Below are 26162 nucleotides of genomic sequence, written 5' to 3' on the forward strand. Positions count from 1 at the left end.
CTGTCCGTCCCGGCGCGCGGGGCGACTCCCGGCGCGCCGGGCGACTGTCGGGAATCGGCCACCCGGAAACGTCCCGTAGCGGACCTGATGTCCCTGTGCGTACGGATGTATGCAAGGAGGAGGGGACGGGGAGGAGGCCTGCCGACGCCGTGAGAGAAGGTGACCGAGCACTTCCGGTGCACCCCGCCGACCTCGCTCTCGTCGACGCGACGATCGAGTGCGTCAGGACCGCCCGGACAGAGACCGTGGTGAGGCGGTTCGTGCCCCGGCTGACCCCGCCCGAACGGGCGGACCTGGTCCGGCACTGCGCGCTCGCGCACGCCGCCGTCCTCGTCTCGGCCCCCTCGGCGGACGTACTGCGCGCCGTGCTGCGGGCCCGTGGCCTGGAGGCAGGGACGGCGACGCCGAGCGTGATCGTGCGGCGCCGGGTCGCCGAGCGGTACGGGCGCGCGCCGGACAGCCTGCGGGTGGACATCGTCCGGGTGCCCGTCACCGCCGATGACGGCGCCCCGCGCGCGGTGGAGATCTTCGTGCTCGAAGTGCCGCCGGGCTCGGGCCTCGACGCGGTCGCGGCACGGGAGCGGTCCGCGCGCCACGAGTCGCACCTCGCGTTCGAGGTGACCGCACCCGACGGCGTGGTCATGGCGGGGCTGTGCGCGACCCTGGTCGAACGCGGCGCCATGGTTCCCGACGGCGGCGGCTACAACGCCCACGAGAACGCCACCGCGCTCTACTTCCGCACCGGGCCGGGCGGACCGGCTTCGGCGGGGGCTTCTGCGGCGCGGGCCGAACGCCTCGAACTGCACGCCCGCGGAGACCACCGCCAGGCGCTGGCCGCGCACCTGGCGGCCGGGCTGAGCCGCGACCCCGCCCGGCGGCTCCTCGAACTCTGCACCGGAGCCTGGACGACCCAGGCGCTCGCCTGCGCGGTACGTCTCGGCCTGCCCGACGCGCTGCCGACCGACGGAGAACCCCCGGCGGACACCGCCGACGTGGCGGGCCGGACCGGCACGGACCCGGACGGGGTCGGACGGCTCCTGCGGTATCTGGCGAGCATCGGCGTGGCCGCCGCGGAAGGCGGCCGCTACCGGCTCGGCGCGCTCGGCGCCGTGCTGCGCTCGGACGCACCGCACTCCATGGCACCCCTCGCCGAGCTCTACGGCGGGCCCTTCTTCGGCTCGTTCGGCGAGCTCGACCACGCGGTGCGCACCGGCCGGGAGTCGTTCGAGCACCTCCACGGCCAGGGGCACTTCGCCTACTTCGCCGAGCGCCCGGAACTGGGCGCGCTCTTCCAGCGGGCGATGGCGGCCAGCGCCGCGATGTTCGGGCCCGTCGCGGCCGCGGTCGCGGGGTCCGGCGCGCGGGTGGTCGTCGACGTCGCCGGGGGCAACGGCGAACTGCTGGGCCAGGCGCTCGCGGCCGGACCGGGGCTGCGCGGGGTGCTGCTGGAGCGCGAGCACGTCCTGGCGGCGGCGCGCGCACGGCTGACGGAGGCCGGGGTCGCCGACCGCTGCGCTCTCGTGGCGGGCGACTTCACGGAGTCGGTCCCGGCCGGCGGCGACGTCTACCTGCTCTCCCGGATCCTGCACGACTGGGACGACGACGCCTGCCTGACGATCCTGCGCCGCTGCGCCGAAGCCATGCCGCCCGAGGCCGAACTCATGGTGGTGGAGCGCCTGTTGCCGCAGGACGACCGCCCCTCGCTGGCAACCGCGTGGGACCTCCACATGCTGTGCAACGTAGGAGGCAGGGAACGCACGGCGGACCACTACGGACGCCTGCTCGCCAGGGCAGGCCTCGCCCTCTCCTCGGTCGTGCCGCTGCCTCTGGACGGTTTCCTGCTGCGGGCGGGGAGGACCGACGGTCGCAGGGGCGCGGGCGGGACCGTCGTCGGCGGTCGACCATGGCTCGATGGCACCCTTGACCATGACGAAACGTGACAGCGAGTCTGTTCGAGGATCGAAAGCCCAGTAACGTACTCCAGTTTCACGTTCCACTCGCGCATGGAGGTTCCATGGACATCGAGATGAACACAGAGACCGACGGCGACCTCGGTGAACTAGAGGTACTCGAGATGGATGAACTCCAGGTCAGCGGTTCGTCCACGGCCTACAACTACATCGCCAGGAACGCGGACCGTTCTTCGGGCATGTCGGCGGGCTGACCGGTCTGACCGAATCGCTTCACGAGGAGCTCACACGGCCTTCCGCAGGCTCCGGCGTCCCGCTCGTGGCCGGAGCGCGCGAAGGCGAGGACGCCACTGCGGCCTCGTGGCAGGTGCCCGGTGCCTGACCGCCGCGAGACCGGAGCGCCGCCCGCTCGTGAGCTCCTTCGGTTCTCTCTCCGCGGTCGTCGGGGATCGTTCACGCCCCTCTCGGGCAGGTTGCCCTCCGGTCGGCTCCACCGTCCGGACCAGGACGGATGGCATGGATCTACTGCTGCTCTTTCCCCCGCTGACGGAGGCAACTCTCTTTCCGTACCTGAGTCTGCCCTATCTCGCCGGCCACGTACGCAGGGCCGGCTACAGCGCACATCAGGTCGATCTCGGCATCGAGCTGGCCCATCGGCTTCTGGACGGCCCGGCGCTCGCGCGGCAGGCCGAGGCCTTGGACGAGGCGCAGGACCTGCCCGCCTGGTACCGGGCGGCGGTGGCCGATGCCGCCCTGCGGCATCTCGGTGAGATACGTGACTTCGTCCTGACGAAGAAACCGGCACCCCGACTCGGTCCCGTGCGCGCGGTGCGACTGGCCCGGAACGCCGGCCAACTGATGCTGCGCGCATCGGCGTTGTCGCACGTGTGGGACGACTTCGACTCGCTCGACCAGGCGGTGCTCCGGCTGTCCGCGTCGCGGGCCGGCTCTCTCGACTTCGCGACCCGGAATCTGCACGGTCTGCTGACGGAGGCCCTGGACAGGTCCACGCCGCGGGCGGTCGGCATATCCGTCGCCTTCTTCAGCCAGTTGGCGCCCGCGCTGCTGATCGCTCAGTGGATCCGGCTGCTCCACCCGGGCATGCCCATCTGTCTCGGCGGACAGCAGGTCATGCTGCGCCACGACGAACTGGCCGCGATGGCCTCCGTACGCGAAGCGGTGGACGCGCTCTGCGTCACGGCGGGCGAAGAGCCCTTGGAGCGCTGGCTGGCCCATCTCGGCGGAAACGCGCCACGCTCCGACGTGCCGGGGATGAGGTGGCTGGGCCCCGAAGGCGTGACAGCCCCCGGTCGTGCGCCCACTCTTCGCTTCAAGGATCTGGGGGCGCCTGACTACGACGGGTTGAAGGTGCGCTCCTATCTCAATGACACCGTCGTCCTCTCGATGGTGTCGTGCGTGGGCTGTTACTGGGGACGCTGCGTCTTCTGTTCCTACGGCAACCGGTCTCTCGAACGCGGGGCCTATCAGCAGGCTTCCCCGGGGCAACTCGCGGACACGGTATGCCGGATCGTGGAGAGCACCGGAATCGACTTCGTCACCGTTGTCGACGAGAACACCAATCTGCGGTTGCTCGCCCGTGCCATGCGGCTGGTGCGCGAGAGCGGTCTTCGCGTCCGGTTCAACACGCGCAACCGGCTGGAGCCGATCCTGCTCGACCCGGCCTTCTGCAAGGAACTGGCCGAACTCGGCTGCGAGGGAATGGCAGTCGGCTACGAAGGCGTCGCACAGCGCCTGCTCGACACACTGGACAAGGGCGTCCGGGCCGCGGACTTCCAGGCCATCCTCGACAACCTCGCCGCGGCGGACATCCAGGTCAACCTCTCGGTCATGGGAGGCCTCCTGGACGAGACCGAGGAGGAGGCCGAGGAGTCACTCCGCTTCCTCGAACGCAACCGCGAGAAGTTCGCCGTCGACGCGTTCGAACTCATGGTGGCCGAGCCGGGAACCCGTCTGGTGGCCGATCCGCGGACCTTCGGCGTGGGCCTCGACAACTCCGGTCTGTTCGCCGACAACCGCGAACTGAACTACTTGGGCGGCAGGGTGGGCAGGCGACATACCGTCGTCGGCGGACCCAAACGCTCCGCCATGCTGCAGCGGCTGAAGCACGGCATGCGCCGGATCTCCGCGGCCGCACCCGGCGGCCCCGCCGAAGCCGCGGCGCACGGCGCAGGGCAGGGAGCGGCGCAAGCCGCGGCGCGGTCCCCGGTGGAGCAGCACCTTGCGCTGCTCCCGCACCCGTGGATCCGGTGGGCTCCGGCACGGTTCGCCCGGCACGGCCCGGGCGGCGGTTCCTCCCTGTTGGCCGATCCGGTACGGGAGCAGGTGTACTCACTGCCGAAGCGCCATGTGACCCGAAGTGCCACGCCTGGCGGGCCGTTGATCGCGACCAGTGCGCAGGGCCGGTCCCTGCTCGGCAAACTCGCCGCCGCGGATGTCGGTGTCCTGTGCGGCGAACCCCTGCCGGCCGCTCGTCCATCACGCTGAAGGAGTCGCACGGTGCACATCACCCTGGTCAACATGCCCTGGGCCTCGATCGACTTCCCTTCGCTGGCCCTGGGAATCCTCAAGCGTCGTGTCACGGACGAGTTCCCTGAAAGCCGCGTCGACGTCGTGAACGCCAATCTGGACTACCTCGACTGGATCACCGGGCGAGCAGGTCTCACGCGGGAGGAGTACACCTTCTGCTGGGACTCCTACTTCACCGGCTACAGCGAGTGGATCTTCTCCTCCGCTCTGTACGACGATCCGCACTGGCGCAACGCGGAGTTCGCGGACCTCGTGGCGGGCGCGGTGCCGGGGGACATGCTCGACAAGGGGCGGCAACTGCACGCGCTCGCCCCCGAGTACATCGCATCCCTCGTCGGTCGAATCCTCGCCGACCGGCCCGACGTCGTCGGCTTTTCGACGACCTTCGCGCAGAACAGCGCGGTACTTGCCGCGGCGAAGCTCATCAAGAAGGCCGCACCCGACGTGTGTGTGGTGCTGGGCGGCGGGAACTGCGACGGCTCGCAGGGTGCCGCGCTCCACCGCGGCTTCCCGTTCATCGACTACGTGAATCGCGGTGAGGGCGAGGTGTCGTTCACGCGGCTGCTCGCCTGCCTGCGCGACACGTCGAACCCGGCGGACGTTCCCGGGCTGTGCTGGCGCGACGCGGACGGCGCCTCGCATGCCAATGCCATGAGCGCGGCCCCGTTGCCGCCGTCGGCACTGGTCACGCCGGACTACACGGACTACTTCGAGCAGCACGCGGCCTCGCGTGCCAGTGCCATGGCCGAGCCCCACCTGGTGGTGGAGAGCTCACGCGGCTGCTGGTGGGGGCAGAAACACCACTGCACCTTCTGCGGTCTCAACGGCTCGTTCATGGAGTTCCGCAGCAAGAGCCCGGACCGGTTCGTCGACGAACTGCTCGCGATGACAGAGCACTACCAGGTACTCAACGTCGCCGTGGCCGACAACATCCTGGACATGACGTATCTGCGCTCGGTGGTCCCGAGACTCGCGGAGGCCGAATGCGACCTGCGCATCAGCTACGAGATCAAGTCCAACATGCGCCGCGAACAGCTCGCCTCCCTCGTCGCCGCGGGCATCCACTACGTGCAGCCCGGCATCGAGAGCCTCAACAGCCGTGTGCTGAAGTTGATGGACAAGGGGGTGACGGGCTGTCAGAACGTCCGCATGCTGCGGGACGCGGAGTCGGTGAGCCTCGGCGTCGTGTGGAACTACCTCTTCGGTTTCCCCGGCGAGACGGAGGAGGACTACGACGCGGTGATCGACCAGTTCCCCGCCATCCACCATCTCGCCCCGCCGAACGGCGTCACCCGCATCGCCATCGAACGCTTCAGCCCCTACTTCAACCGCCCGGAACTCGGATTCGGCGACCTGCGTCCCGCCGCTCACTACGCGGTGATCTACGACCTCCCGGAATCCGAACTCCGCGACATGGCCTACGTCTTCGACGCGGGGCACCAAGGCATCTCCACCGCTCATGCGGAGCACTTGGAGAAGGCCGTCGAGACCTGGCGGCACGAGTTCCCCCGGGGGCGGCTCACCCAGTGCGACCTGACCGACTCCATCGTCCTCACCAACACCAGGCCCGGCTTCGCCTGGCGGACCCTGAGCATCGAGGAACCCTGGGAGTCGGCCGCGTTCCGTCTGCTGGAACAGCCGTGCACAAGCGATGTCCTGCTGAAGAAGCTCCGGGCGGGCAGTCACGACGTCGCCGCGGAGGACGTGTCGACCCTGCTCGCCCGCTGGCGCACGCTGGGACTGCTCTTCGAGGACGGCGGCCAGACCGTGCACGTCGTCCCGCACGCCGCCAACCAGGACCTCCTGCGCTGGGTGACCCACGACAGCAGCCCGGCGCTGGTGCCCGCCCTGCTGCACGGCCCAGCGGGCCGGACCCCGGAAGCGGGCGGGGCGACGGCTCTGCGGTGCTGGCGGGAACGCGACGAGGAGACGCGCGAGAAGGACGGCGTCTACATCGGAGAGGGCCCCTTCGAGGACACCCCCGTACAGACCGCGGCGGACCTGGTCGCACGGGGCACCCGGCATGTGGCCCTCCCCGAGCCGGTGGTCCTCGGCCGGGGAGATCTCCCAAGCGACCGGCAGGCGGTCCGAGGGCTCACTCACGTAAGGGAGTTGACGGGGCACGGTCTCTCCGTCGACTGGGAGCTGGACCTCGGCGCCGAGATCGGACAGTGGCGGCTGCTGAGCCACCTGTATCCCCCGCGTTCGGTGGGTGGCCCCGACGGCGACGCCGTCCTCGACCAGTGGCGCACCACGTTCCACATGAACAAGTGCGGCTACCGGCGTGGCAGGGGCTTCGTCGAAGTCACCGACCTGCGCCACGGAACACAACGGCGCGTCATCATGCGCAAGGTACACAAAGGGAAACTCGCGTCACTTCTGGACGGTGCGCCCGCCTCGGATTTCCGGCGACAGGAAATACAGGCGTTCATCACGTCAGGTCTGGTTCACCAGGTCGGCTCTCTCCTGTGGTGGCTGCCCTCCCGCATCACCCGCTGGCCGGTCGTGGGGTGAGGGAGGAACCAAGAACCATGCTTCACGGCGAAGCCGCCTTGCCGCTGCGCTCCCTCAACGCGGCTGAATGGGACCGCACGTACGCCTCCACGGTCCCCGGATGGGACGAGGAGCCGCCACCGGTCCTCGGCGAACTCCTCGCCGAGCATGCGCCGCCGCCGACCCGCATCCTGGACGTCGGCTGCGGACTCGGCACCACCGCGCGATGGCTCGCCGACCGCTCGTACACCGTGACGGCCTGCGACTTCTCGGCCCGGGCGATCAAAGAGGCCCGGCGCCGCACACCGGCCGGTCCGGCGGTGCGGTACGAGGTGCTGGACGTCACCGGCCACACGCCCGTGGACCCCTTCCCGGTGGTCATCGACCGCGGCGTACTGCACACCTGCCCCACTCGTCGCGAGCGTCGGACGTTCGCCGCGGCGATGTCCCGGATGTGCCGGCCCGACGGGCTGTGGGTACACGTCGGTGCCGCCGCGCTGAGCGAGGAGGATGCCGTGGACCAGTCCGGCGGACCGTCCTGGACCACTGAGGAGGCCTTCCTCGACGCGGTGGCTCCCTGGTTCACCGTCCTCGACCTTCGGATCGCCGATTTCGGCCGGCGGGCGGGTGTCACGGACTGGCCGGCTCGGTACGTGGTGCTCCGGCGGAGCCGGAACGGCGACCGCGGAGAGTCCTCGGCCGCCAGAATCCCCGGAAAGTACGTATGAGTTCGGAGGGTACGCATGAGTGATGTGAGCACCGGCACCGGCTCCGGCACGGGCACCGGCAAAGTGGTCGTGAACAGGGTGATGTCGCTGGACGGCTACATCGCCGGTCCTGACCACGCGATGGGCTGGATCGCCGAGTACCTGACCGCGGACACGTTCCCGGAGGTCATGGCGGCCACGGGCGCGATGCTCGTCGGCCGGGGCACGTACGAGGTCGCCAAGGGGATGGCCGAACAGGACACCGCCTACGACGGGGGAGCGCAGTTCGTCCTCACCCACGAGCCTCCCGAGGAGCCTGACCCCACCGTCACGTTCCTCACCTGCGGGCTGGAGGAGGCCGTCGCCACGGCGCGCGGCGCCGCGGGCGGCAAGAACCTGGAGATCCTCGGCGCCGACGTGGCCGCCCAGTGCCTGCGGCGCGGGCTCGTCGACGAGATCCTCGTGTACGTCGTGCCGGTGCTGCTCGGCGACGGTGTCCGCTTCTCGCCGCCGGGCCTCGGCAGGATCGACCTGGAACCCTTCGGCAACGAACAGGCGGGCGCCGTCACGATGCTCCGCTTCCGCGTGCGGAGGTAGGCGCGGAGGCGGGTGGCGAGGCCGCGTCCTCGGGGGGCCTCGGCCGGGCGCGCGGGAGACGACGGGCGACCGGGCCGCCGCCACGGGGGGTGCGGCGGCCCTGACGGAGCCAGGGGCCCTCGGTTGCCGGGATCCTTCCTCAGGATCCGTGGATTTCGAGGGCAGCGCGTACGGCGGATTCGAGCGCGCCCTCGATCCAGGCGGGTTTGAGTGAGGTGTGGTCGCCCGCGAAGTGCAGAGGGCCTTCGGGAGTGGCGAGGTGGGGGAGGAGTTCGGTGTGCTGGCCGGGCAGGAGGACGGCGGCCTCGCCGTAGGCGTAGGGGTCGCGCATCCAGCTCTGGGTGCGGCCCGCGCCCGTGTAGAAGACCTCGATGCGCTGGCCGTAGACGTCCTGCAGGCCGCGCAGGGCGTGCGGGTAGCGGGCGTCGTCGTCGAGGCAGTCCCAGCGCAGGGCGTCGTCGGCCCAGCTGTAGGAGGCGAGGATGACTCCGCCCGGGCTTCCGGGTACGGGGTGGGAGGGATGGAACATGAACCGGTTGGAGTTGTCGGAGACCGAGCCGCCGCCGATGGCCCCGGTCGCCTCGGGCTGATCGCGCAGGGTGGAGCGGCGGGCGGCGTACTGGGCGCGCTGGTCGCCGTTGAGCCAGCCGTCGGGCACGGAGGGGTGGGCACCCAGCAGGGAGCCGTCGGTGGGGGCCTTGCCGGTGCGGTAGGCGTCGTAGAGCCCGGGGCGGAAGGCGTCGAGTTCGCGCTTCCACTCCGCCTCGGTCCACTCCCACCAGCGGCGCGAGAACTCCAACAGGACCTTGGTGGCGGCGTCGTAGTGCATCTCGGTGATCGCGCGCCGCTTCCCGTACGACAGACGCGGGGAGACGGGCAGTTGACGCAGCCCCGAGAACGGCACGGTGATGATCGCGGCGTCGGCGGTGAACTCCTCGCGTTCCACCGGCCCATGGCCCCCTTCGGAGACCGTGTCGACCCACACGCCCGCGCCCGCGGGGGCCTCCTCGCCGTGGGCGATGCGGGTGACGCGGCGATTGAAGCGGACCGCGTCCTTCACCCGGCCCAGCAGGGCGTCGGCCAACAGCCCGGTGCCGCCGCTGATCTCGTAGAAGCGGGTCTCGGGGCGGATGAGCGCCGAGCCCATGAAGCTGTGCAGGAAGGCGAGCGGCAGCCGGGAGGTGAGGTTCTCCAGGGTGCCGAGCAGGTCGATCGTGTGCGGGTCCAGCCGTGCGTGCTCGGACAGGAAGCGGTACATCGACCACTCGCCGAACTGGTCGATCACGCGGGTCCAGCCCGCCAGGCACTCGGGCAGGGGTTTGTCGACGCGCTGCCCCTCGGGTCCCCTGGTGGAGAACTCGTCACGGATCGGGTCCAGGGCCTTGCCCAGGATCTGTGCGGAGGGGACGTCCCACAGGTGCCGCGGGACGCCGAAGGAACGGTTCACCGCACGCGGGTTCTTGAGGTAGTCGGAGCGCCGCGTGCGGACGCCGTTGACGTACAGCCAGGTGCGGGCCGCCGGTTGGAAGTTGTGGTCCACGTCGACGAGGTAGAACCGGCGGCGTTCGAGGCCGAGCTGGTCGATGAGCCCGCTGACCAGGGGATGGCTGTCGGGGATGCGCATGGCGCCGGCCTCGGCGTACTGCTTCGGATCGGCGAACGGCTGTCGGGCCTTTTCGTGGCCGCCGGTGCGGAACGTCTTGATCCGCCCGCCGGCCCGGTTGCCGTTGGCCTCCAGGACAGTGACCTCGTGGCCTGCCTGCCTGAGCAGGGCGGCGGCGCTCAGACCGGCCACTCCTGCCCCTACGACCAGCACCTTCTGGGGGCGCTTGCCGGTGCGCGGCAGGCCCCGCCCCAGCAGGACGCTTTGGTGGAGGGTAGTCAGCGGTCGGCCGTCGCTGTCCAGGACCAGCAGGGCTCGGGCCACCGCTTCGCATACCTCGCGGGGCGGGCGGGACCCTGTGCCAGAACGTTTCTCCTGGGCCGCTGCGGACGGCAGACCGACAGCTGATGTGCCCATCGCCGCCAAGGCGGCGGATGCGGTGAAGGTACGACGGGAGAGAGGCTGGTGTGTCATCTTTCCGGTGTAGGGGCTGAGGCACGCGCGATGGCGGAGACGCACGGGCCACCGCGGCACGCGCCACTCGCCCGGGGGCAGGAACGCCGCCGACGCCACCCGGGCCCTCCGGTGCAAGGAGCGCGCCGGAGTGCGCCGATCCCTCGACCGGCACCCCTCCGGTTCCGGGCGTCTTCGCCCGCTCCGCCCATGATCACGGGGCGTTCACGAGCCCTCGGGAAGGGCGGGTGGGACGAGGGTGCCCAGTGCCGCTTCGAGGGTGTGGGCCGCGGCGAGCGCCCGGTCGTCGCGGTGGTGGGGCGCGACGAGTTGGACGGCGAGGAGTGAGCGGGGCGGCGGTGGCCAGGACGGCGGACACCAGCAGGGTGTCGTCGAGGTCGAGCCCGGTCTCGGACAGGAGCGTGGGCGTCCAGGTGTTGAAGAAGGCGTACGCGAGGAGTCCGGTCACCCACATCGCGGTGACGGTGAGGAAGGCGCGGCGGTCCTCACCGGTCCACAGGTCGGTGATCCTCGGTCTGCGGGGCGCGAGGGCGGTGGGCAGAGGCGGCGCGGTCGCGGCGCGGGCGTCGGGGGCCGGACCGCCGTGGTGTTCGGCGGCCCCGGTGCCGGGCGCGCCCCCGCACTGCCGCTCGATCGACCGGACCGTGGCCTCGGCCTCCTCCGTCAGCCCGCGCATGACCAGCCATCGGGGACTCTCCGGCACCCAGCGATGGATCAGCCAGGCGAAGACGACCCCCGGCAGCCCGAGCGCGGTCACCAGGCGCCACCCCCGGTCCCAGCGCGGCACCAGGAAGTGGCCCGCCCACGCCGCGAGGGGGATCCCCAGGGAACCGGCCGCCACTTTGTACGTCTGCAGGCGCCCCAGTGCGGTGGCGGGACACGTGACCTCCCGGAGAAGAAGGGGGAGTTGAGGGAAGGGAGGCGCGGGGTCAGATCACGCCGTCGGCGCGCAGGCCCGCGATGTCCTCGGCGCTCAGGCCGAGCAGAGTTCCGTAGACCTCCGCGGTGTGCTCGCCGAGCGCGGGGCCGGTGGACCGGATCCGGCCGGGCGTCCTCGACATCCGCGGCAGCGGCGCCACCATCGGGAGCTCCCCGAGCTCGGGGTCGTCGACGGTGACGAGTGTGCCGCGCTCCCGGTAGTGCGGGTCGGCCGCGATGTCGGCGATGCTCATGAGCGGCGGGACCGGGACGTCGGCGTCGCTGAGCAGCTTCGTCACCTCGTCGGCCGGGTGTCCGGCGGCCCAGTCCCCGATGATCGTGTACAGGGCGTCGGCGTGTGCCGCCCGTGCGGCCCGCGTCGCGTACCGCGGGTCCACCGACAGCTCGCCGCGTCCCATGACGGAGGCCAGCCGGGAGAAGAGGGCGTCGGTGCCCGCGTGGAGGGACACCCGCTGTCCGTCGCTGGTGGTGAAGTCGCTGGCGGGCACGATCTGCGGATTGCGATGGCCCATCCGCTCGAGGCCCTTCCCGGCCGTGCTGAAGGCCGCCAGGGCATCCTCGCTGGCCCGGAACCCCGCCTCGTACAGGGCGAGATCGATCACCTGCCCGCCGCCGCCCGCCGTGTCGCGGTGGTAGAGCGCCGTGACCACGGAGAAGGCGCCCAAGAAGGTGGCGGTGACCGGGGCGGCCAGCACCGTGGACAGGTCGAGGACGCGGATGCCCTCCAGCGGAAGTGCCGGCATGTGTGCCCCTTCGCGCTATTCACGAACCGTTATTAACGGAACGTTGTTAGTGCGTGGGATCGCAATGTGGCCATCGGCGCACGACAAGGGTTCGAGCGCGGTCCATCGCACTGCTGGAGCGGGACGGAGTTCTCGCCGGGGTCAACCTCCGCGAGATCGCCGCCGAGGCCGGCGTCAACCACGGGCAGATTTACCGGTACTTCGGCACGCGCCGGCCCCTGCTGCGCGCCGCGGCGGCCGACCTGGTCGAGCGGCACACCGTGCAGGCGGAGGGGGACTGGGAACTCCCGTTCGCCGAGCGGCGCCTCGCCATGCTCCGCCACCGCCTCGCCGAACCCGAACTCGTACGCCTGGAGGCCCTGCTCGCCCTCGACCGCGACGACACCTTCAGCCCGATGCCCCACTTCTCCCGTACCGCGCAGAGCCTGGAGCGTGATCAGAGCGACGGGTCACTGTCCGAGGACGCCGACGCGGTCGCCGCCCACGTCCTGACCGCCGCGACGCAGTTGGGCTACGCCATCTTTCGGGAGGCCTACGCCCGCGACACCGGTGTCCCGCTCGACGAACTCGACGAACGCGTCACCCGCGCCTTCAGCGGCATGCTCGCCGCGCTCGGCGCGCCGCAACCCCGAACCGCGGGCGAGTGACCTCGCTTCTTTCCGGCCGGGCCCGCCGAGGTGCACCACAGGAAGGCCAACGGACACATCCGGGGGCGTGTGCGGTTGCGCTTCGCCTCGCGTGCCGTCATCGGCATCGCGTGGGCGGTGGCTGTGCGGTCCGGCCGGGCGGTCATGGGCGTCGTCGGGGTGTACGCGCGGTGGTGGGGGCCGCGCGGGCACTCCCCCGGCGTCTTCGCGTTCCCGATGTTCCTCGTTCCTCGCGGATGTTCTTCGCGAGGCCGAGCGGGCGGACGGTGGCTGTATCGGCCGGATCAGGGGGTGGCGCGCTGAAGGCCGGGGGAACCGACGGCGGCGTCTCCTTCGGAGCCCATGGTGGTCATCCCCAGGTGCTTCTCGTCGGTCCCCATGAGGTACATCTGGGCAGGCAGGGAAGCGGGACAGGCGGTGTCGGCGGAGTCGTCCGGGGGTGATCCCGGCTCCAGGTTCGTGGTGAAGGGGATGTCCTTCTTCTCGCCGGACACCGAGAACACGCCGCCCTGGTAAGACCACCAGGCGGCCTTGCCGGGCTTCCCTGCCTTGACGGCGACTGCGACCTTGCTGTCGAGGAGCACCTCTCCCGGATCGATGGTGACCGTCTGGAGCCGGAGCCGCCGGTCTCGCGAGAAGCCGCCGTCGTCCTCCCCGAGTTGCCAGTGCCCCGTGATCGCTGCCGGCACCTTCTGCCGAACGGCCATCTTCGGCTTCTTGAGCAGCGTGACCGTGTGGTCTCCGAACTCCCGCCTGAGCGTCGTCGCCTCGCTGCTTTCCGCCACAAGGCTGCCGATCGCTCGGAGTCGACGGTCTGCACGGAGATCCTCTCGTCGCCGGGCAGGATCTCGACCCGTACGACGCGATCGCTCCTCATCGTGCCCTCCTTGGCGAGCTGACCCTCCCATGTGCCCGTGAACTTGCCCGGGACGGTGGCCTTCGCGACTCCGCCGGCCGTGTTCCCCTTTCCGGCTCTGCCGTCCTCGGTGCGCTCGGTGATCTGGGCGGGTGTGGGGCGCCGCCGTGGGGCCTTCGCCAGGCAGTCCCGCACGAGATCCACCAGTGAAGACGGCACTCCGCTCAGATCCGGCTCGTCCTCGGCCCCACTGAACAGCTGGGCGGCGAGCCCGCTGGCACGGAGGCCGACCGCGACAGGTTCGCACCGTGGCGGTGCAGCAGTGCATAGCGTGCAGCAGCGCACAGCGGTGCTCGCCGGGCACCTGCCGGCCGCGCGAGGGAGATGGGCTCCCCTCCCCACCTCCCTCGCCCGGGTGTCCCCTCAGTCGCACGATGCGCGGGAGTCACCGTGCGGTGTCTGGAGGGGATGGGGCGGGACCGTGGTGCGTCCGGAATCGTTCACGGCCCCGGCCCGCCTGGAGGGCGGGGCGGTTGCAGCGCGGTGGGCAGATCGGGGTGCACGGGGAAGAGGCGGTCGGCGCCGGTGATGTGCAGCACCCGGCGGGCCAAGCCGTGACGGGCACTGACCCGCAGCTCCAGGCGGCGTCGCGCAGCCTCGGCGTGCGTGTCTTCGAGGACTTCGACACCGGCCAGGGTGAGAACGGCCGGGCGCCAGTCGATGACGAGCGAGCCGGTGGGCGCCCGGCACACAAGGCGCGCGAACTCCGCGCGCAGAGGCGGGGCGTTGGCAATGTCGATGATGTCGTCGACAGGGACGATCAAATGGCCGGGGACTTCGTAGGGGGAAAGCAACACAGCTGCTCCTGAGCAGGATCTGTCTCAGGGACGGCCTCTTCCTGACCACTCCACGGCACCGGAATGTAGCCGCTCGCTGCCCCACAGTGAAGAGGGTGCTCCTTTTCTCCCGCCCCGTGTGCTCCCGTGCGCCCCCTGTCTTTGCCGACCTTGAGGAGTTCCTCCAGGAACTCGTCCGTATCGCCGCCGACTTGTTGCCCACCCCGGTGTTCCGCTGTCCCGCGGAGACAGACGGAACGTGCGGGGCGCCGTTGCGGGTCAACCGGGTTGCACGGGGCTGTGGGGCGAGTGATGTGGGAGCGGGGACGGGTCCTCCGCGTCCTGCTTGTGGGCGGGACGGCCAAGAACCCCTCCCCGCGTGCGTGTCGGCTGTCGTCGGCGACACCAACATCCCCTTCTTCAGGGCCGTATCGGCAGCCGGCGTCGTTCCCCAGCGGATGCCGGTCCTCACCGTCGTGATGAACGAGTCGGAGCTTGCCGCCATGGACCCGGAAGTGATCCGCGAGATGGCAGGTCACTACGTCTCCATGACGTACTCCCAGTCCATCCCCACCGCGGAGAACCGCGACTTCGTCCGCAGGTTCCAGGCCAGATTCGGTGCCCGCAGCGTTGTCTCCGACCCGACCGAGTGCGCCTACAACAGCGTCATGCTGTGGGCCCAGGCCGTGCGCAAGGCGCGGGACGCCGCGCCCGGCCTCTCGGTGCTCCTGGTCGACTCGGGCCTGCCACTGGCCCGTTACAGCGTCCGCGACGTACTCGTGGAGTCCAACAGTGCCGCCCAGGGCGCGGTGTTCGCCGTCATCGGCACCGTCTACGCCACCCTCGTCGTCTTCGCCGTCGTGGTGGTCTGGGAGAACTACGCGGACTCCGAGTCCACGGTCGCCCAGGAAGCCAACGCCCTGGCCGACGTGGAACGCATGTCGCGCGGATTCTCCGTGCCCGTGCGCCGCCAGGTGCAGGAGGCCGCCCGTACGTACGCCCTCATCGTCATCGACGACGAGTGGCGCACCATGACCGACGACGGGCCCGCCCCCCCCGCGCCCACGCCGCGCTCACCGAACTGTGGACCGTCTACACCGACATGGGACCGGCGGAGAAGGAGAACCCGCTCTACCAGCCGTCCGTGGAGCGGCTCAACCAGCTCGACGACAACCGGCGCGTGCGACTGCTCGCCTCGCAGTCCGAAGTCCCCGCCGTCGTCTGGATCATGCTCTACTGCGGCGGCGTGCTCTCCGTCGTCATGGTCTATTTCTTCGGGGTGCGCCGCGACTGGGTGCAGCGCCTGGTCGTCTCCCCGCTCGACCTCCAGTCCGCCTACCGCATGCCCGAGCGGGACGACAGCGGCACTCTGGAGTACAACGAGATCCACGCAGCCGTCATCGAGGCGCCCTTCCACCTCTTCGTCGGGAGACTGCCCCGGGCTTCCGAGCTGCAACGGATTCGGCTTCCAACAGGCGGGCGAAAGGCAGCGAAGGCCGTAGTGCGCCGTCGTGAACGTGGGGCTGAACGAGTAGTCCAGTGTGAACAGACCGCCGGTGCCGTTGATGGTGTACGTGACGTAGTCGCTGATGCCCTGGCCGTCACAGGCAACCAAGACCCACGTCACATTCTGTGCGCCTGGCGAGGTGATGCTCGTGCGCTGCGGATTTCCCGGGTCCGCAGGCCGGGGATCGGTGCGATGTCTGGTGCGGGGTGTGGTGGCCGCGTCCGGGGTGAGGGGGGCATGGCGAGCGCTCCTCGTGTGGTCCGTTGGCCTTCTTGTGGTCCACTGTGATGCTGCTTGGGTGGGCCGTTGGCTCAGTTGGAGCGGGGTCGGTTGAGCCATGGGGTGCGTAGGTGGTGTGATGTGTCTGTCGATGGCGCTGCGGATCTCCGCGGCGCCTTTTTCATGCGGACAGATCGGGCAGGTCGTGAAAGGGGCGGGGAAGCCGTGCTGAAGAGGGTGTTCGTGGCGCCGGATCCGGGGGGTGTGCGGTTGCGCTTCGCCTCGCGGGCCGTCATCGGCATCGCGTTGGCGGTGGCCGTGTGCGGTCTGGCCGGGCACTCGCTCGTCGCGGCGATCACGGGCGGGCTCGCCGCTCTGCTCGCGCTCTTCACCGTCACGGATCCGACGGTGCGCGGCCAGGCGGTCACGACCGTGCTGCTGCCCGCCGTCGGCTTTCCGGTGCTGGCGCTCGCGGCGCTGTTGCACGACTACCCGGTCGCCCGGGATGTCGCCTTCCTCGCCGTCATGGGCGCCGGGGTGTACGCGCGGCGGTGGGGGCCGCGCGGGCACTCCCTCGGCGTGTTCGCGTTCATGATGTTCTTCGCGACGCAGTTCCTGCACACCGTGCCGGGCCAGCTGCCCGAGCTCTTCGCGGCCGTTCTGCTGTCGCTGTGCGCCTCGTCCACCGTGCGGTTCGGTGTGTGGTGCTACGAGCGGCGCATGCCGGTTCCCGCCGCGCCCGTTCCACCCGCCGGTACCGGGCTCGCCCGGACGACCACGCGGCAGGCCGTGCAGGCCGCGGCCGGCGGTGCCTTCGCGCTCGTGCTGGGGCAGGTCCTCTCGCACGAGCGCTGGTACTGGGCCGTGGGCGCCACCTGGTGGGTGTTCGTGAACACCGCGTCCAGCGGGGAGACCCTGGTGCGCAGCTTCCGGCGGGTGCTCGGGACCGTGATCGGCATCGGTGTCGGGTTCGTGCTCGCCGTGCCGTTGCACGGGGCGCCCGTGCCCTCGGCGGTCGTCGTCGCCGTCAGCGTCTTCGGGATCTTCTACACCGCCGCCGTCTCGTACACGTGGATGATGCTCGCCGTGACCGTGATGGCCGGGGTGCTCTACGGACTCCTCGGGGTGCTGAGCCCGGGGCTGCTCGCGCTGCGCGTCGCGGAGACCGGCGCGGGGGCGCTCGGCGCGGTCCTCGCGGTGCTCTTCGTGCTGCCCGTGACGACCCACGCCACCACGAACGCCTGGATCCAGCGCGCCCTGCGGTGCGTGCACGCCTGCACCGCGGAGGCCGCCGCCCGGCTCGCCGGTTCCGCGGCCGCCGATCCCGCGCCGCGCGTCGCCGAGCTGGAGCAGCTCCTGGGCAGGGTGCGGCTTGCCCTCGCGCCCCTGGTACATCCGCTCAGCCCGCTGCGGGCCCGCAAGGAGCGCGCCCGTCAGGTGCTCGCGCTGCTCGACACCTGCGCCCACGAGGTGCGCGGGCTCGCCTCGATCGCCGCCGACCCCGTGGCCTCGCACGACGACCGGCTCGCCGCCGCCTGCTGGCGCGTCGAGGCCGCCGTGGAGGCGGCCGTGGACGGACTCACCGCGCGGGACTCGGCCCGTCGCCCGGACGCCGCCTCTGCCGCGTCGGTGCCGCACGCCCCGGCCGTCGAGACCGCGCTCGCCCATCTGCACGGCCTGGAGAAGGCGCTCGCCGAGCTGGCCGTGCCGCTGAGCCACCCCACGAGGGCACCGCTCGGCACGTGATCCGGATCCATGCCTTCCGGTCAAGGCATGTGCATCTGGCACATACAGGGTGGATCACGCCGCCCGTGGGGTACCTCCGCGGCTGACGGACGCGGACCGGGCGGGAGCGGTTCGCGTCGTCGCCGTCCGGGACCGTCCCCTCCGGCGGAGGCTTGGTCTAGACCGACTGCTAGCGTCGGCCGCACGAGCGGCGCCACGCACGCGGCGCCCCGGTCGAGAGGGGACAAGCAGTGGTCGTCGGCAGCCACGCCGGTCGGGCGTACATCGGATCCTTCACCGCGGCCGGAGGGCCGGGTGTCCTCACCGCGGCCGTCGACCCGGACACCGGCGCGCTGACCGTCATCGGCGCCACGGACGCGGTCGCCGACCCGTCCTACCTCGCGCTCTCGCCCGCGGGCGACATGCTCTACGCGGTCAGCGAGACCACCGACGGCGCCCTCGCCGCGTTCCGGACCACGGACGGCACGCCCGAGCTCGCGGCGCCCCTCGTCCCGGTCGGCTCGGCGCCCACCCACCTCGCCCTGCACGCCGGTCACGTCCTCACCGCCGACTACCGCTCGGGAAGCGTCACCGCCGTGCCGCTGGGCGCCGACGGAACCCCCGCCCCCGCGGCGTCGGCGCAGCTGCGGCACACCGGCTCGGGCCCCCACCCGCAGCGCCAGCAGGGCCCGCACGCCCACCAGGTCCTCTCCGACCCGAGCGGCCGCTGGGCGGTCAGCGTCGACCTCGGCACGGACTCCGTGCGGGTCTGCGCCCTGGAGGACGCGGGGGAGCTCACGCTGCGCCGCGAGGTCGCGCTGCGCCCCGGCTCTGGCCCGCGGCACCTCGCCTTCCACCCGCGCGGCGACCGCGCGTACGTCCTGAACGAGCTCAGCCCCACCCTCACCGTCTGCGCCTGGGACGCCGAGGACGGCACGCTCAAGCCGCTGGGCGAGGTGCAGATCCTCGCGGACGTCCCCGACGGCGACGTCTACCCCTCCGAGGTCGTCGTCGCCCCCGACGGACGGTTCCTGTGGACCGCCACACGCGGCGCGGACGTCCTCTCGGTCCTCGCGCTCGACGAGGCGGGCGACGCGCCCCGGCTGACGGCGACCGTGCCGTGCGGCGGGCACTGGCCCCGCGACCTCGCCGTCGACCCCTCCGGGCGGCATCTGTACGCGGCCAACGAGCGCTCCGGAGACGTCACCTGGTTCACGATCGACAAGGAGACGGGGATCCCGCGGCAGGCGGGGGCCATCGCGGCTCCCGCGGCCTCCTGCGTGATCTTCGACTGAGCCCTCGACCTGCCCCCTGGCACGGAGCCCACGGGCCCGCCCCGACGGGGGGACGCGCGACGGGCCCGCCCCCCACATCGGGGGCGGGCCCGTTCACGTACGGACGGAGGGGCTCAGTGCACCGGAGCGCCCGAAGGCTGCTGCGGCGTGATGCCCAGCGTCGTCGTGTACTTGGACAGCGCCAGCTTGCCGATCGCCGGGTAGGGGCCGAGCGGCTCGGCGACGGAGCAGCCCGCCTCCTTCGCCGCGGCGTCCAGCAGACCCGCGTCGAGCTCGGGGCCGATCAGGTACGGCGCGAGCGCCAGCTGGGCCGAGCCCGAGCCGCGCAGCTGCTCGGCGGTCGCCGCGATGGAGCCCTCCTGGTCGAGCGCGGCGGCCATCACCGGCACCGCGAGGCGCGCGGCGAGCAGCATGCCGGTGATCCCGGCGGCCTGCACGGCCTCCTCGCCGCCGACCGTGGCGAGCACGATGCCGTCCGCGGCGGTCGCCACGGTGAACAGGCGGGCGCGGTCGGCGCGGGCGAGCCCGGCCTCCGACAGGCGCACGTGCAGGGCCTCGGCGAGCAGCGGGTGCGGGCCGAGCACGTCGGTCAGCTCGGCGGCGGCGCGGCTCTCCATGACGGCCTGGCGGATGCGGCGCATCAGCGCGCTGTCGGGGCCCGCGAGCAGCGGCACGACGACCGCGACGGGGCCCTCGGGCTCGGCGACGTCGGCGCCGGCGGCGCGGGCCTGCTCGAAGCGGGCGGTGCGCTCGGCGGCCGCGCGCGCGAGCACGGACCGCAGCGAGGGGAACTCGGGGAACGAGATGACGGTGGCGTCTTCCTCACCGTCGACGTAGCCGATTCGGGCGTCGAGGCCGGGCAGCTCGGAGCGGGCGATGCTCACGACTTCCTCGGCGAGGCTGCGCGTGGTGGTGCTGGGGGCGCCCGGCACGGCGAGGACCAGTGCGGGCGCGCCCTCGGGAGCCGCGACGGGCTCCGGGCGGCGGTGCCGGCCCGGCTGACGGGGGCGCGGCATTCGTACGGGCAGGCCGGATGCGGGCCCAGTGGGGGAGCTCATGCGCCCGCATGCTACTGGCTTGAGGGCCATCGCTGTTCGGGGAGGGTGCAGGTGGGCGGTATAAGTCCGTTTTTGTCTGATCAGTTACGTAGAGGTCAACTGTCGTCTTCTCCATGGACGGAGAGCATGCGCGCGTCGAGCGGGAGCCGCAGCCGGTCGAAGGCCAGGTCAACCGCTATGCGCAGGGAGCCGTCGAGCGGATCGCCCGCGGCCGTGACCCGCCGTGCCCGCGGCAGTCGGTCCGTCAGTTCCTCGTGCAGCGGGGCGAGCAGCGGCTCGCCCATCTTGAACAGGCCGCCGGTGAGCGCCACTTCGCATCCCTCGCCCTCGGGGCAGACCGCGACGGCCGCATCGGCGATGTGGCGGGCCGCGTCCCGCAGGATGCCCTCGGCCACGGGGTCGTCCGCCGCGCAGGCGGCCACTTCGGGGGCGAAGGAGGCGAGGACCGCGGGCCGGTCGGTGCGCGGATAGAGCTGTCCCGGCAGGCCCGCGAGGGGGCCGAACATCTCCTCCGCGCGCGTGAGGAGCGCCTTCGAGCCGCCGCGCCGTCCGTCGAACGCCCGCATCGCCGCTTCGAGTCCCGCACGGCCGATCCAGGCACCGCCGCCGCAGTCGCCGAGCAGATGCCCCCAGCCGTCGGCGCGGCGCCAGGCCGTCAGGTCGGTGCCGATCGCGATCATGCCGGTGCCCGCGGCGACGACCGCGCCGGGGCGGTCGCCCAGCGCGCCCGCGTACGCGGTCACGGCGTCCGCGGCGAGCGCCAGGCGGCGTACGCCGAGGGCCTGTTCGAGCGCGGACGGCAGCCGGGCGCGCAGGTCGTCGCCGAGGGTCGCGAGCCCCGCGGCGCCGACGGCGATGGCCGTGATCCGCCCGCCGCCCGCCCGCGCCAGCAACTCCTCGGCCATGGGCAGGAGTTGCTCCATGAAGTGCCCGGCGTCGATGCCGCGCGTCCCCGTGCGCACCGGCTCGGCCGAGCGCACCGGGTCGACCGGGCGCACCGGGTCGGGGCCGTGCAGGCCCTGCGGTGTGCGCAGGGCCGCCCGCAGCCCGGAGCCGCCCGAGTCGACGCCCAGGACGAACACCTCCGGTGTCACGGAAGCCGCCAGTCGACCGGCTGCGCCCCCTGCTGGACCAGCAGGTCGTTGGCCCGGCTGAAGGGACGCGAACCGAAGAAGCCGCGGTCCGCCGACATGGGGGAGGGGTGCGAGGACTCCACCGACGGCAACTGCCCGAGCAGCGGCCGCAGATTGCGGGCGTCACGCCCCCACAGGATCGACACCAGCGGCTTCCCGCGCGCGGCGAGCGCCTTGATCGCCTGCTCGGTGACCTCTTCCCAGCCCTTGCCGCGGTGCGCGGCCGGCTTGCGCGGGGCAGTGGTGAGCGCCCTGTTGAGCAGCAGGACGCCCTGCTGGGTCCAGGGCGTGAGGTCGCCGTTCGACGGCGGGGGCAGGCCCAGGTCGCTGTTCATCTCGCGGTAGATGTTGATGAGGCTGCCGGGCAGCGGGCGCACGTCGGGCGCGACCGAGAACGACAGGCCCACCGCGTGACCGGGCGTGGGGTAGGGGTCCTGGCCGACGATCAGGACGCGGACGTCGTCGAAGGGCTGCTGGAAGGCGCGCAGGACGTTCGCCCCCGAGGGGAGGTAGGTGCGTCCCGCGGCGATCTCCGCGCGCAGGAAGTCCCCCATCGAGGCGATCCGTTCGGCCACCGGCTCCAGGGCCTTCGCCCAGCCCGGTTCGACGATTTCATGCAAGGGTCGTGGTGCCACGGCGTCACCCTACTGCCGTAACGTCCGGGGCCTTCAACCGATGGCCGCGGCCCGCACGCAGAGCACGTCCGGCAGGTGGGACGCGAGCAGCTGCCAGCTGTCGCCGTCGTCCGCCGACGCGTACACCTCGCCGTTGCGATTGCCGAAGTAGACGCCCGCCGGATCGCAGTCGTCGCTGCACATCGCGTCGCGCAGCACCACGCCGTAGTGATCCTCCTGGGGCAGGCCCTGGCTCAGTGGCTCCCAGCTCTTGCCCGCGTCCTCGGTGCGGTAGACGCGGCAGCGGCGGTCGGCGGGGACGCGGTCGCTGTCCGCGGTGATCGGGAAGACGTATGCCGTGCCGCCGCGGTGCGGGTGTGCGACCGCCGCGAAGCCGAAGGTCGACGGGAGGCCCTCGCCGATGTCGGTCCAGTGCGCGCCCGCGTCGTCGCTGCGGTACACGCCCCAGTGGTTCTGCAGGTACAGCCGGTCCGGGTCCGCCGCGTCCCGCGCGACCTTGTGCACGCACTGCCCGAACTCCGGGTTCGGCTCGGGCAGGAACACCGCGGAGACGCCCTTGTTCGAGGGGGCCCAGCTCGCGCCGCCGTCCCGGGTGCGGAACACGCCCGCGGTGGACACCGCGACCGTCACCGCGCGGGCGTCACGGGCATCGCTCAGCACGGTGTGCAGGCCCTCACCGCCGCCGCCCGGCACCCACTTGGAGCGGGTGGGGTGCTCCCAGAGGGGGCGCACCAGCTCGAAGCTCTCGCCGCGGTCCTCGGAGCGGTACAGCGCGGCGGGTTCCGTGCCCGCGTACACCACGTCGGGTTCGGCGGCCGACGGATGCAGCTGCCAGACCCGCTCCAGCGACGCCCCGGTGTCCTTGGGGAACTTCACGGCGGGCTTCGCGGGCTCCGTCCAGGTCTGTCCGAGGTCGTCGGAGTGGAAGACGGAGGGGCCCCAGTGCGCGCTGTCGCCGCCGACCAGGAGGCGCGGGGTCGGGCCGCGGGTGTCGATGGCGACGGAGTACACCGCCTGCGCGTTGAAGTAGGGGCTGTCGTCGAACTCCCAGGCGCCACCTCGCCTGCGGCCGATGAACAGGCCTTTGCGTGTACCTACGGTCAGGATGATGTCGGCCATGCCGACCACCTCCGGGACGTCGTTGTCTCAGGTACGGCCAGTCTGCACCCCGGCACTGACAGTCACCCCCGGACGCGGCGTCCTCGCAGGTCAGCGCCGTGTCTACGGCCCGGAAGAAGGCGAGTGGGGGGCGTCCGCCGCCAGCTCGGACGCCACCTCGGCGATCGTCGCTGGGCCCACCCGGCAGCACCCGCCGATCAGCCGCGCGCCCGCCGCCCGCCAGGCCCCGACCTGTCCGGCCGCGAACCGCGCCGGGCCGCGCCAGGCGCGGGTTTCGGCGTCCCACGTCTCGCCGCTGTTGGGGTAGACGACCACGGGCTTTCCTGTGACGCGGGCGGCGAGGGCCACCGCCGCGTCGGCGTCGCGCGGATCGCAGCAGTTCACGCCGGTCGCGATCACCTCGTCCGCGTCGGCGGCGAGCGTGAAGGCCTCCTCCAGGGGCTGCCCCGCGCGCGTGTGCGTGCCCGAGACGCTGTACGACAGCCAGGCCGGGACCCCGAGGCCGCGCACCGCCCGCAGCAGCGCCCGCGCCTCGTCGGTGTCGGGGACCGTCTCCAGGGCGAGGACGTCGGGTCCGGCCCCGGCGAGGGTTTCGAGGCGGGGCCGGTGGAAGCGCTCCAGGGCGTCCACGCTCAGGCCGTAGCGCCCGCGGTACTCGGAGCCGTCGGCGAGCATTGCGCCGTAGGGACCCGCCGACGCGGCCACCCACACCTCGCGCCCGGTCCCCGCGCCCGCCCGCCGTGCCGACTCCACGCTCAGGCGCAGCAGTTCGGTGGTGCGGCGCGCGTCGATGCCGTGCCGCGCGAACCCCTCGTACGTCGCCTGGTAGCTCGCGGTGATCGCGACGTCGGCGCCCGCCTCGTAGTACGCGCGGTGGGCCGCCTCGATCGCCGCGGGCTCGTCGGCGAGCAGCCGCGCGGACCACAGGGCGTCGCCCAGGTCGTGCCCGGCGGCCTCCAGCTGGTTGGAGAGGCCGCCGTCGAGCACGAGCGGGCGGTGGGCCAGGGCGTCGGCGAGTGTCGTTCTCACCCCGCCAGTCTCACACCGCCGCCCCGGCCGGTCTCACACCGCCGACGCCAGTCGGGGCGCCGCCAGCGGGAAGTGGCAGGCCACCCGGTGTCCCGCGCCGTTCGGCGTGCTGACCGGCGGTTCCGTCGTGGCGCACACGTCCTGCGCGACGGGGCAGCGGGTGCGGAAGCGGCAGCCCGACGGCGGCTTCGCCGCGGAGGGGGTCTCGCCCTCCAGCGGTGTGCGTTCCGTACCGGACGCCGCCTCGGGGTCGGGCAGGTTGACCGTGTCCAGGAGCCCGCGCGTGTACGGGTGCAGCGGATATGCGTACACCTGCGCGGCGGGACCCGACTCCACGAGCTTGCCGAGGTACATCACGCCGACGGTGTCCGCCAGATGTCGTACGACGGCCAGGTCGTGCGAGATGAACAGATAGGTCAGGCCGCGCTCGCGCTGGAGCTCCCGCATCAGGTTGAGGATCTGCGCCTGTACGGACACGTCGAGCGCGGAGACCGGCTCGTCGGCGACCACCAGGTCGGGGGAGAGCGTCAACGCCCTTGCCAGGCCCAGGCGTTGGCGCTGGCCTCCGGAGAACTCGTGCGGGTAGCGGTGCACGGCGCCGCGCGGCAGGCCGACCGCGTCGAGGAGTCCGGCGACCAGTTCCTCCTGGTCGGCGCGGCCGCCCACGCCCTGGATGACGAGCGGCTCGCGCAGGATCTCGCCGACCCGCATGCGCGGGTCCATCGCGGCGGTGGAGTCCTGGAACATCAGCTGGACGCGGCGCCGGTGGGCGCGCCGCCGCGACCGCGACATCCGCGACGGGTCGGCGCCCTCGAAGTGCACCGCGCCGCCGGTCGGCTCCGCCAGGCCCGCGACGATCCGGCCGAGCGTCGTCTTGCCGCAGCCCGACTCGCCGACCAGCCCGAACGTCTCGCCCTTGCGGATCGTCAGCGAAACCCCGCCGACCGCGCTGACCGTGCCCCGGCCGCGCGAGAACGGGCCGCCCTTGAGAGGGAACTCCTTGACCAGGGAGTCGAGTTCGATGAGGACGTCACCGGGGGTGGCGGTGGTGGGCGCGGGCGGGGGAGCCGCGACGTCGGTCCCGGGCGCGGCTTCGGCCGGCACCGGATGGAAGCACGCGAACCGGTGCTCCGCGCCCCGCGCTTCGTCGTCGATCAGCTGCGGCTCCGTGTCGTGGCACTCGTCCGTGGCGAAGGCGCAGCGCGGCGCGAACCGGCAACCGGTGGGCGGCGCCGCGAGGTTCGGCGGCAGACCGGGGATGGTGTGCAGCTCGGTGCCGCTGCCGGCGGCGCGTTCGGGCAGCGCGGCGAACAGCGCCTCGGTGTAGCGGTGGCGCGGGCGTGCGAACAGGCCGCGTACATCCGCCTGTTCGGCGACCTTGCCCGCGTACATCACCGCGACCCGGTCGACGCGGTGGGCGATGACGCCCAGGTCGTGGGTGACCAGGATCATCGCCATGCCGAGGCGGGCACGCAGGTCGTCGACGAGCTCCAGGATCTGGTGCTGCGTCGTCACGTCCAGGGCCGTCGTCGGCTCGTCCGCGATGAGCAGCTTCGGCTCGCAGACCAGCGCCATGGCGATCGCCACGCGCTGGCGCATGCCGCCGGACAGCTGGTGCGGGTAGGCCTTCATGCGCTCGGCGGGCTGTGGCATGCCGACCAGGCGCAGCGTCTCCTCGGCGCGCGCCCACGCCTCCTTCCCGCCGATGCCGGGTCGGTGCAGGAGGAGGGGTTCCGCGACCTGCGCGCCGATCGTCATCGTCGGGTTGAGGGAGGTCAGCGGGTCCTGGAAGACCATGCCGATGGTGTTGCCGCGGACGTCCTGGAGGAGGGGCGCGGGGGCGGCCGCCAGGTCCTGGCCGTCGAACAGGACGCGCCCGCCGGTGACGTGGCCGCCCGGAGGCAGCAGGCCGAGGACGCTCAGCGCGGTCATCGTCTTGCCGCAGCCGGACTCGCCGACGACGCCCAGGGCCTCGCCGGGGGCGAGGGAGAGGGAGACGCCGTCGAGGGCGTGGACGGTGCGCTCGCGCGAGACGATGTCGACGCGCAGGTCTTCGATGGAGAGCAGGGGCTCGGTCATCTTCGCGGTAC

At 72.1% G+C, this 26162-nt stretch carries 20 protein-coding genes and 2 pseudogenes; 11 read left to right on the top strand and 11 right to left on the bottom strand.

Going from position 1 to position 26162, the window contains the following annotated elements; genetic code table 11:
* The first annotated feature begins 176 nt into the window (after positions 1-176).
* The 6 genes from ACZ4D5_RS38205 to ACZ4D5_RS38230 all read left to right on the top strand — a co-directional run bounded on the left by ACZ4D5_RS38205 (position 177) and on the right by ACZ4D5_RS38230 (position 8254).
* Positions 177-1940, top strand: a complete 1764-nt coding sequence (locus ACZ4D5_RS38205; protein WP_467777077.1) for a methyltransferase — start codon at positions 177-179, stop codon at positions 1938-1940.
* An 86-nt stretch (positions 1941-2026) separates the two neighbouring features.
* On the top strand, positions 2027-2164 hold the full coding sequence (locus tag ACZ4D5_RS38210) for a hypothetical protein (RefSeq protein ID WP_467777078.1): 138 nt from the start codon (positions 2027-2029) through the stop codon (positions 2162-2164).
* A 262-nt stretch (positions 2165-2426) separates the two neighbouring features.
* A complete protein-coding gene (locus ACZ4D5_RS38215) occupies positions 2427-4415 on the top strand; it encodes a B12-binding domain-containing radical SAM protein (protein ID WP_467777079.1) in 1989 nt (662 codons plus the stop codon).
* Between the two features lie 12 nt (positions 4416-4427).
* Entirely contained in the window at positions 4428-6971 is a 2544-nt protein-coding gene (locus tag ACZ4D5_RS38220) for a RiPP maturation radical SAM C-methyltransferase (RefSeq protein ID WP_467777080.1), read from the top strand.
* Positions 6972-6988: 17 nt separating this feature from the next.
* Positions 6989-7678 (top strand): class I SAM-dependent methyltransferase, encoded by a 690-nt coding sequence (locus ACZ4D5_RS38225; RefSeq protein ID WP_467777081.1) that lies wholly within the window; start codon positions 6989-6991, stop codon positions 7676-7678.
* A gap of 15 nt (positions 7679-7693) precedes the next feature.
* Positions 7694-8254 (top strand): dihydrofolate reductase family protein, encoded by a 561-nt coding sequence (locus tag ACZ4D5_RS38230; protein WP_467777082.1) that lies wholly within the window; start codon positions 7694-7696, stop codon positions 8252-8254.
* A 139-nt stretch (positions 8255-8393) separates the two neighbouring features.
* Here the strand turns inward: ACZ4D5_RS38230 and ACZ4D5_RS38235 are convergent, their stop codons facing one another.
* The 3 genes and pseudogenes from ACZ4D5_RS38235 to ACZ4D5_RS38245 form a co-directional block, all read right to left on the bottom strand.
* Positions 8394-10331, bottom strand: coding sequence for a flavin monoamine oxidase family protein (locus tag ACZ4D5_RS38235; protein ID WP_467777083.1), 1938 nt, complete (start codon positions 10329-10331; stop codon positions 8394-8396).
* A 193-nt stretch (positions 10332-10524) separates the two neighbouring features.
* Positions 10525-11223 (bottom strand): annotated as a pseudogene (locus tag ACZ4D5_RS38240) (MFS transporter); the annotation flags it as partial.
* Positions 11224-11260: 37 nt separating this feature from the next.
* Positions 11261-12013, bottom strand: a complete 753-nt coding sequence (locus ACZ4D5_RS38245) for a CoA transferase (RefSeq protein WP_467777084.1) — start codon at positions 12011-12013, stop codon at positions 11261-11263.
* A 53-nt stretch (positions 12014-12066) separates the two neighbouring features.
* On the opposite strand from ACZ4D5_RS38245, the gene ACZ4D5_RS38250 reads away from it, so the two are divergent.
* Positions 12067-12660, top strand: a complete 594-nt coding sequence (locus ACZ4D5_RS38250; protein WP_467777085.1) for a TetR/AcrR family transcriptional regulator — start codon at positions 12067-12069, stop codon at positions 12658-12660.
* Between the two features lie 284 nt (positions 12661-12944).
* On the opposite strand, the gene ACZ4D5_RS38255 is transcribed toward ACZ4D5_RS38250, so the two are convergent.
* Both ACZ4D5_RS38255 and ACZ4D5_RS38260 read right to left on the bottom strand, forming a co-directional pair.
* Positions 12945-13445, bottom strand: coding sequence for a hypothetical protein (locus tag ACZ4D5_RS38255; RefSeq protein ID WP_467777086.1), 501 nt, complete (start codon positions 13443-13445; stop codon positions 12945-12947).
* A 571-nt stretch (positions 13446-14016) separates the two neighbouring features.
* Positions 14017-14373, bottom strand: a complete 357-nt coding sequence (locus ACZ4D5_RS38260) for an STAS domain-containing protein (protein ID WP_467777087.1) — start codon at positions 14371-14373, stop codon at positions 14017-14019.
* A gap of 362 nt (positions 14374-14735) precedes the next feature.
* Between ACZ4D5_RS38260 and ACZ4D5_RS38265 the strand changes: the two are divergent.
* The 4 genes and pseudogenes from ACZ4D5_RS38265 to ACZ4D5_RS38280 all read left to right on the top strand — a co-directional run.
* Positions 14736-15326 (top strand): annotated as a pseudogene (locus tag ACZ4D5_RS38265) (transporter substrate-binding protein); the annotation flags it as partial.
* A gap of 47 nt (positions 15327-15373) precedes the next feature.
* Positions 15374-16147 carry a bestrophin-like domain gene (locus tag ACZ4D5_RS38270; protein WP_467777088.1) on the top strand — a complete coding sequence of 258 codons (774 nt, stop codon included), beginning with the start codon at positions 15374-15376 and terminating at the stop codon, positions 16145-16147.
* A 156-nt stretch (positions 16148-16303) separates the two neighbouring features.
* Entirely contained in the window at positions 16304-17824 is a 1521-nt protein-coding gene (locus tag ACZ4D5_RS38275; protein WP_467777089.1) for an FUSC family protein, read from the top strand.
* Positions 17825-18054: 230 nt separating this feature from the next.
* Positions 18055-19098 carry a lactonase family protein gene (locus ACZ4D5_RS38280; RefSeq protein WP_467777090.1) on the top strand — a complete coding sequence of 348 codons (1044 nt, stop codon included), beginning with the start codon at positions 18055-18057 and terminating at the stop codon, positions 19096-19098.
* Between the two features lie 113 nt (positions 19099-19211).
* Here ACZ4D5_RS38280 and ACZ4D5_RS38285 read toward each other — a convergent pair whose 3' ends face one another.
* From ACZ4D5_RS38285 to ACZ4D5_RS38310, 6 genes are all read right to left on the bottom strand, one after another.
* A complete protein-coding gene (locus tag ACZ4D5_RS38285) occupies positions 19212-20156 on the bottom strand; it encodes a sirohydrochlorin chelatase (RefSeq protein WP_467777091.1) in 945 nt (314 codons plus the stop codon).
* A 95-nt stretch (positions 20157-20251) separates the two neighbouring features.
* Positions 20252-21250 carry an N-acetylglucosamine kinase gene (locus tag ACZ4D5_RS38290; RefSeq protein WP_467777092.1) on the bottom strand — a complete coding sequence of 333 codons (999 nt, stop codon included), beginning with the start codon at positions 21248-21250 and terminating at the stop codon, positions 20252-20254.
* Positions 21247-21924, bottom strand: a complete 678-nt coding sequence (locus ACZ4D5_RS38295) for a uracil-DNA glycosylase (RefSeq protein WP_467777093.1) — start codon at positions 21922-21924, stop codon at positions 21247-21249. Before ACZ4D5_RS38295 ends, ACZ4D5_RS38290 begins: the two co-directional genes overlap by 4 nt.
* Before the next feature lie 33 nt (positions 21925-21957).
* Complete coding sequence (locus ACZ4D5_RS38300) at positions 21958-23043, bottom strand: WD40/YVTN/BNR-like repeat-containing protein (protein WP_467777094.1); 1086 nt, start codon at positions 23041-23043, stop codon at positions 21958-21960.
* A gap of 102 nt (positions 23044-23145) precedes the next feature.
* Positions 23146-24072: a homocysteine S-methyltransferase gene (gene mmuM / locus ACZ4D5_RS38305; RefSeq protein ID WP_467777095.1), complete on the bottom strand. Its 927-nt coding sequence runs from the start codon at positions 24070-24072 to the stop codon at positions 23146-23148.
* 33 nt (positions 24073-24105) lie between these two features.
* A complete protein-coding gene (locus ACZ4D5_RS38310) occupies positions 24106-26151 on the bottom strand; it encodes an ABC transporter ATP-binding protein (RefSeq protein WP_467777096.1) in 2046 nt (681 codons plus the stop codon).
* Positions 26152-26162: the final 11 nt, after the last annotated feature.

This window comes from Streptomyces sp. NPDC025651 (assembly GCF_055558735.1).

What these genes read in the sequence shown, in the direction of transcription:
- ACZ4D5_RS38210 (WP_467777078.1), top strand. Translation starts at nt 2,027, where the DNA reads ATGAACACAGAGACCGACGGCGACCTCGGTGAACTAGAGGTACTCGAG.
- ACZ4D5_RS38215 (WP_467777079.1), top strand. Translation starts at nt 2,427, where the DNA reads ATGGATCTACTGCTGCTCTTTCCCCCGCTGACGGAGGCAACTCTCTTT.
- ACZ4D5_RS38225 (WP_467777081.1), top strand. Translation starts at nt 6,989, where the DNA reads ATGCTTCACGGCGAAGCCGCCTTGCCGCTGCGCTCCCTCAACGCGGCT.
- ACZ4D5_RS38230 (WP_467777082.1), top strand. Translation starts at nt 7,694, where the DNA reads ATGAGTGATGTGAGCACCGGCACCGGCTCCGGCACGGGCACCGGCAAA.
- ACZ4D5_RS38235 (WP_467777083.1), bottom strand. Translation starts at nt 10,331, where the DNA reads ATGACACACCAGCCTCTCTCCCGTCGTACCTTCACCGCATCCGCCGCC.
- ACZ4D5_RS38245 (WP_467777084.1), bottom strand. Translation starts at nt 12,013, where the DNA reads ATGCCGGCACTTCCGCTGGAGGGCATCCGCGTCCTCGACCTGTCCACG.
- ACZ4D5_RS38285 (WP_467777091.1), bottom strand. Translation starts at nt 20,156, where the DNA reads ATGAGCTCCCCCACTGGGCCCGCATCCGGCCTGCCCGTACGAATGCCG.
- ACZ4D5_RS38300 (WP_467777094.1), bottom strand. Translation starts at nt 23,043, where the DNA reads ATGGCCGACATCATCCTGACCGTAGGTACACGCAAAGGCCTGTTCATC.
- ACZ4D5_RS38310 (WP_467777096.1), bottom strand. Translation starts at nt 26,151, where the DNA reads ATGACCGAGCCCCTGCTCTCCATCGAAGACCTGCGCGTCGACATCGTC.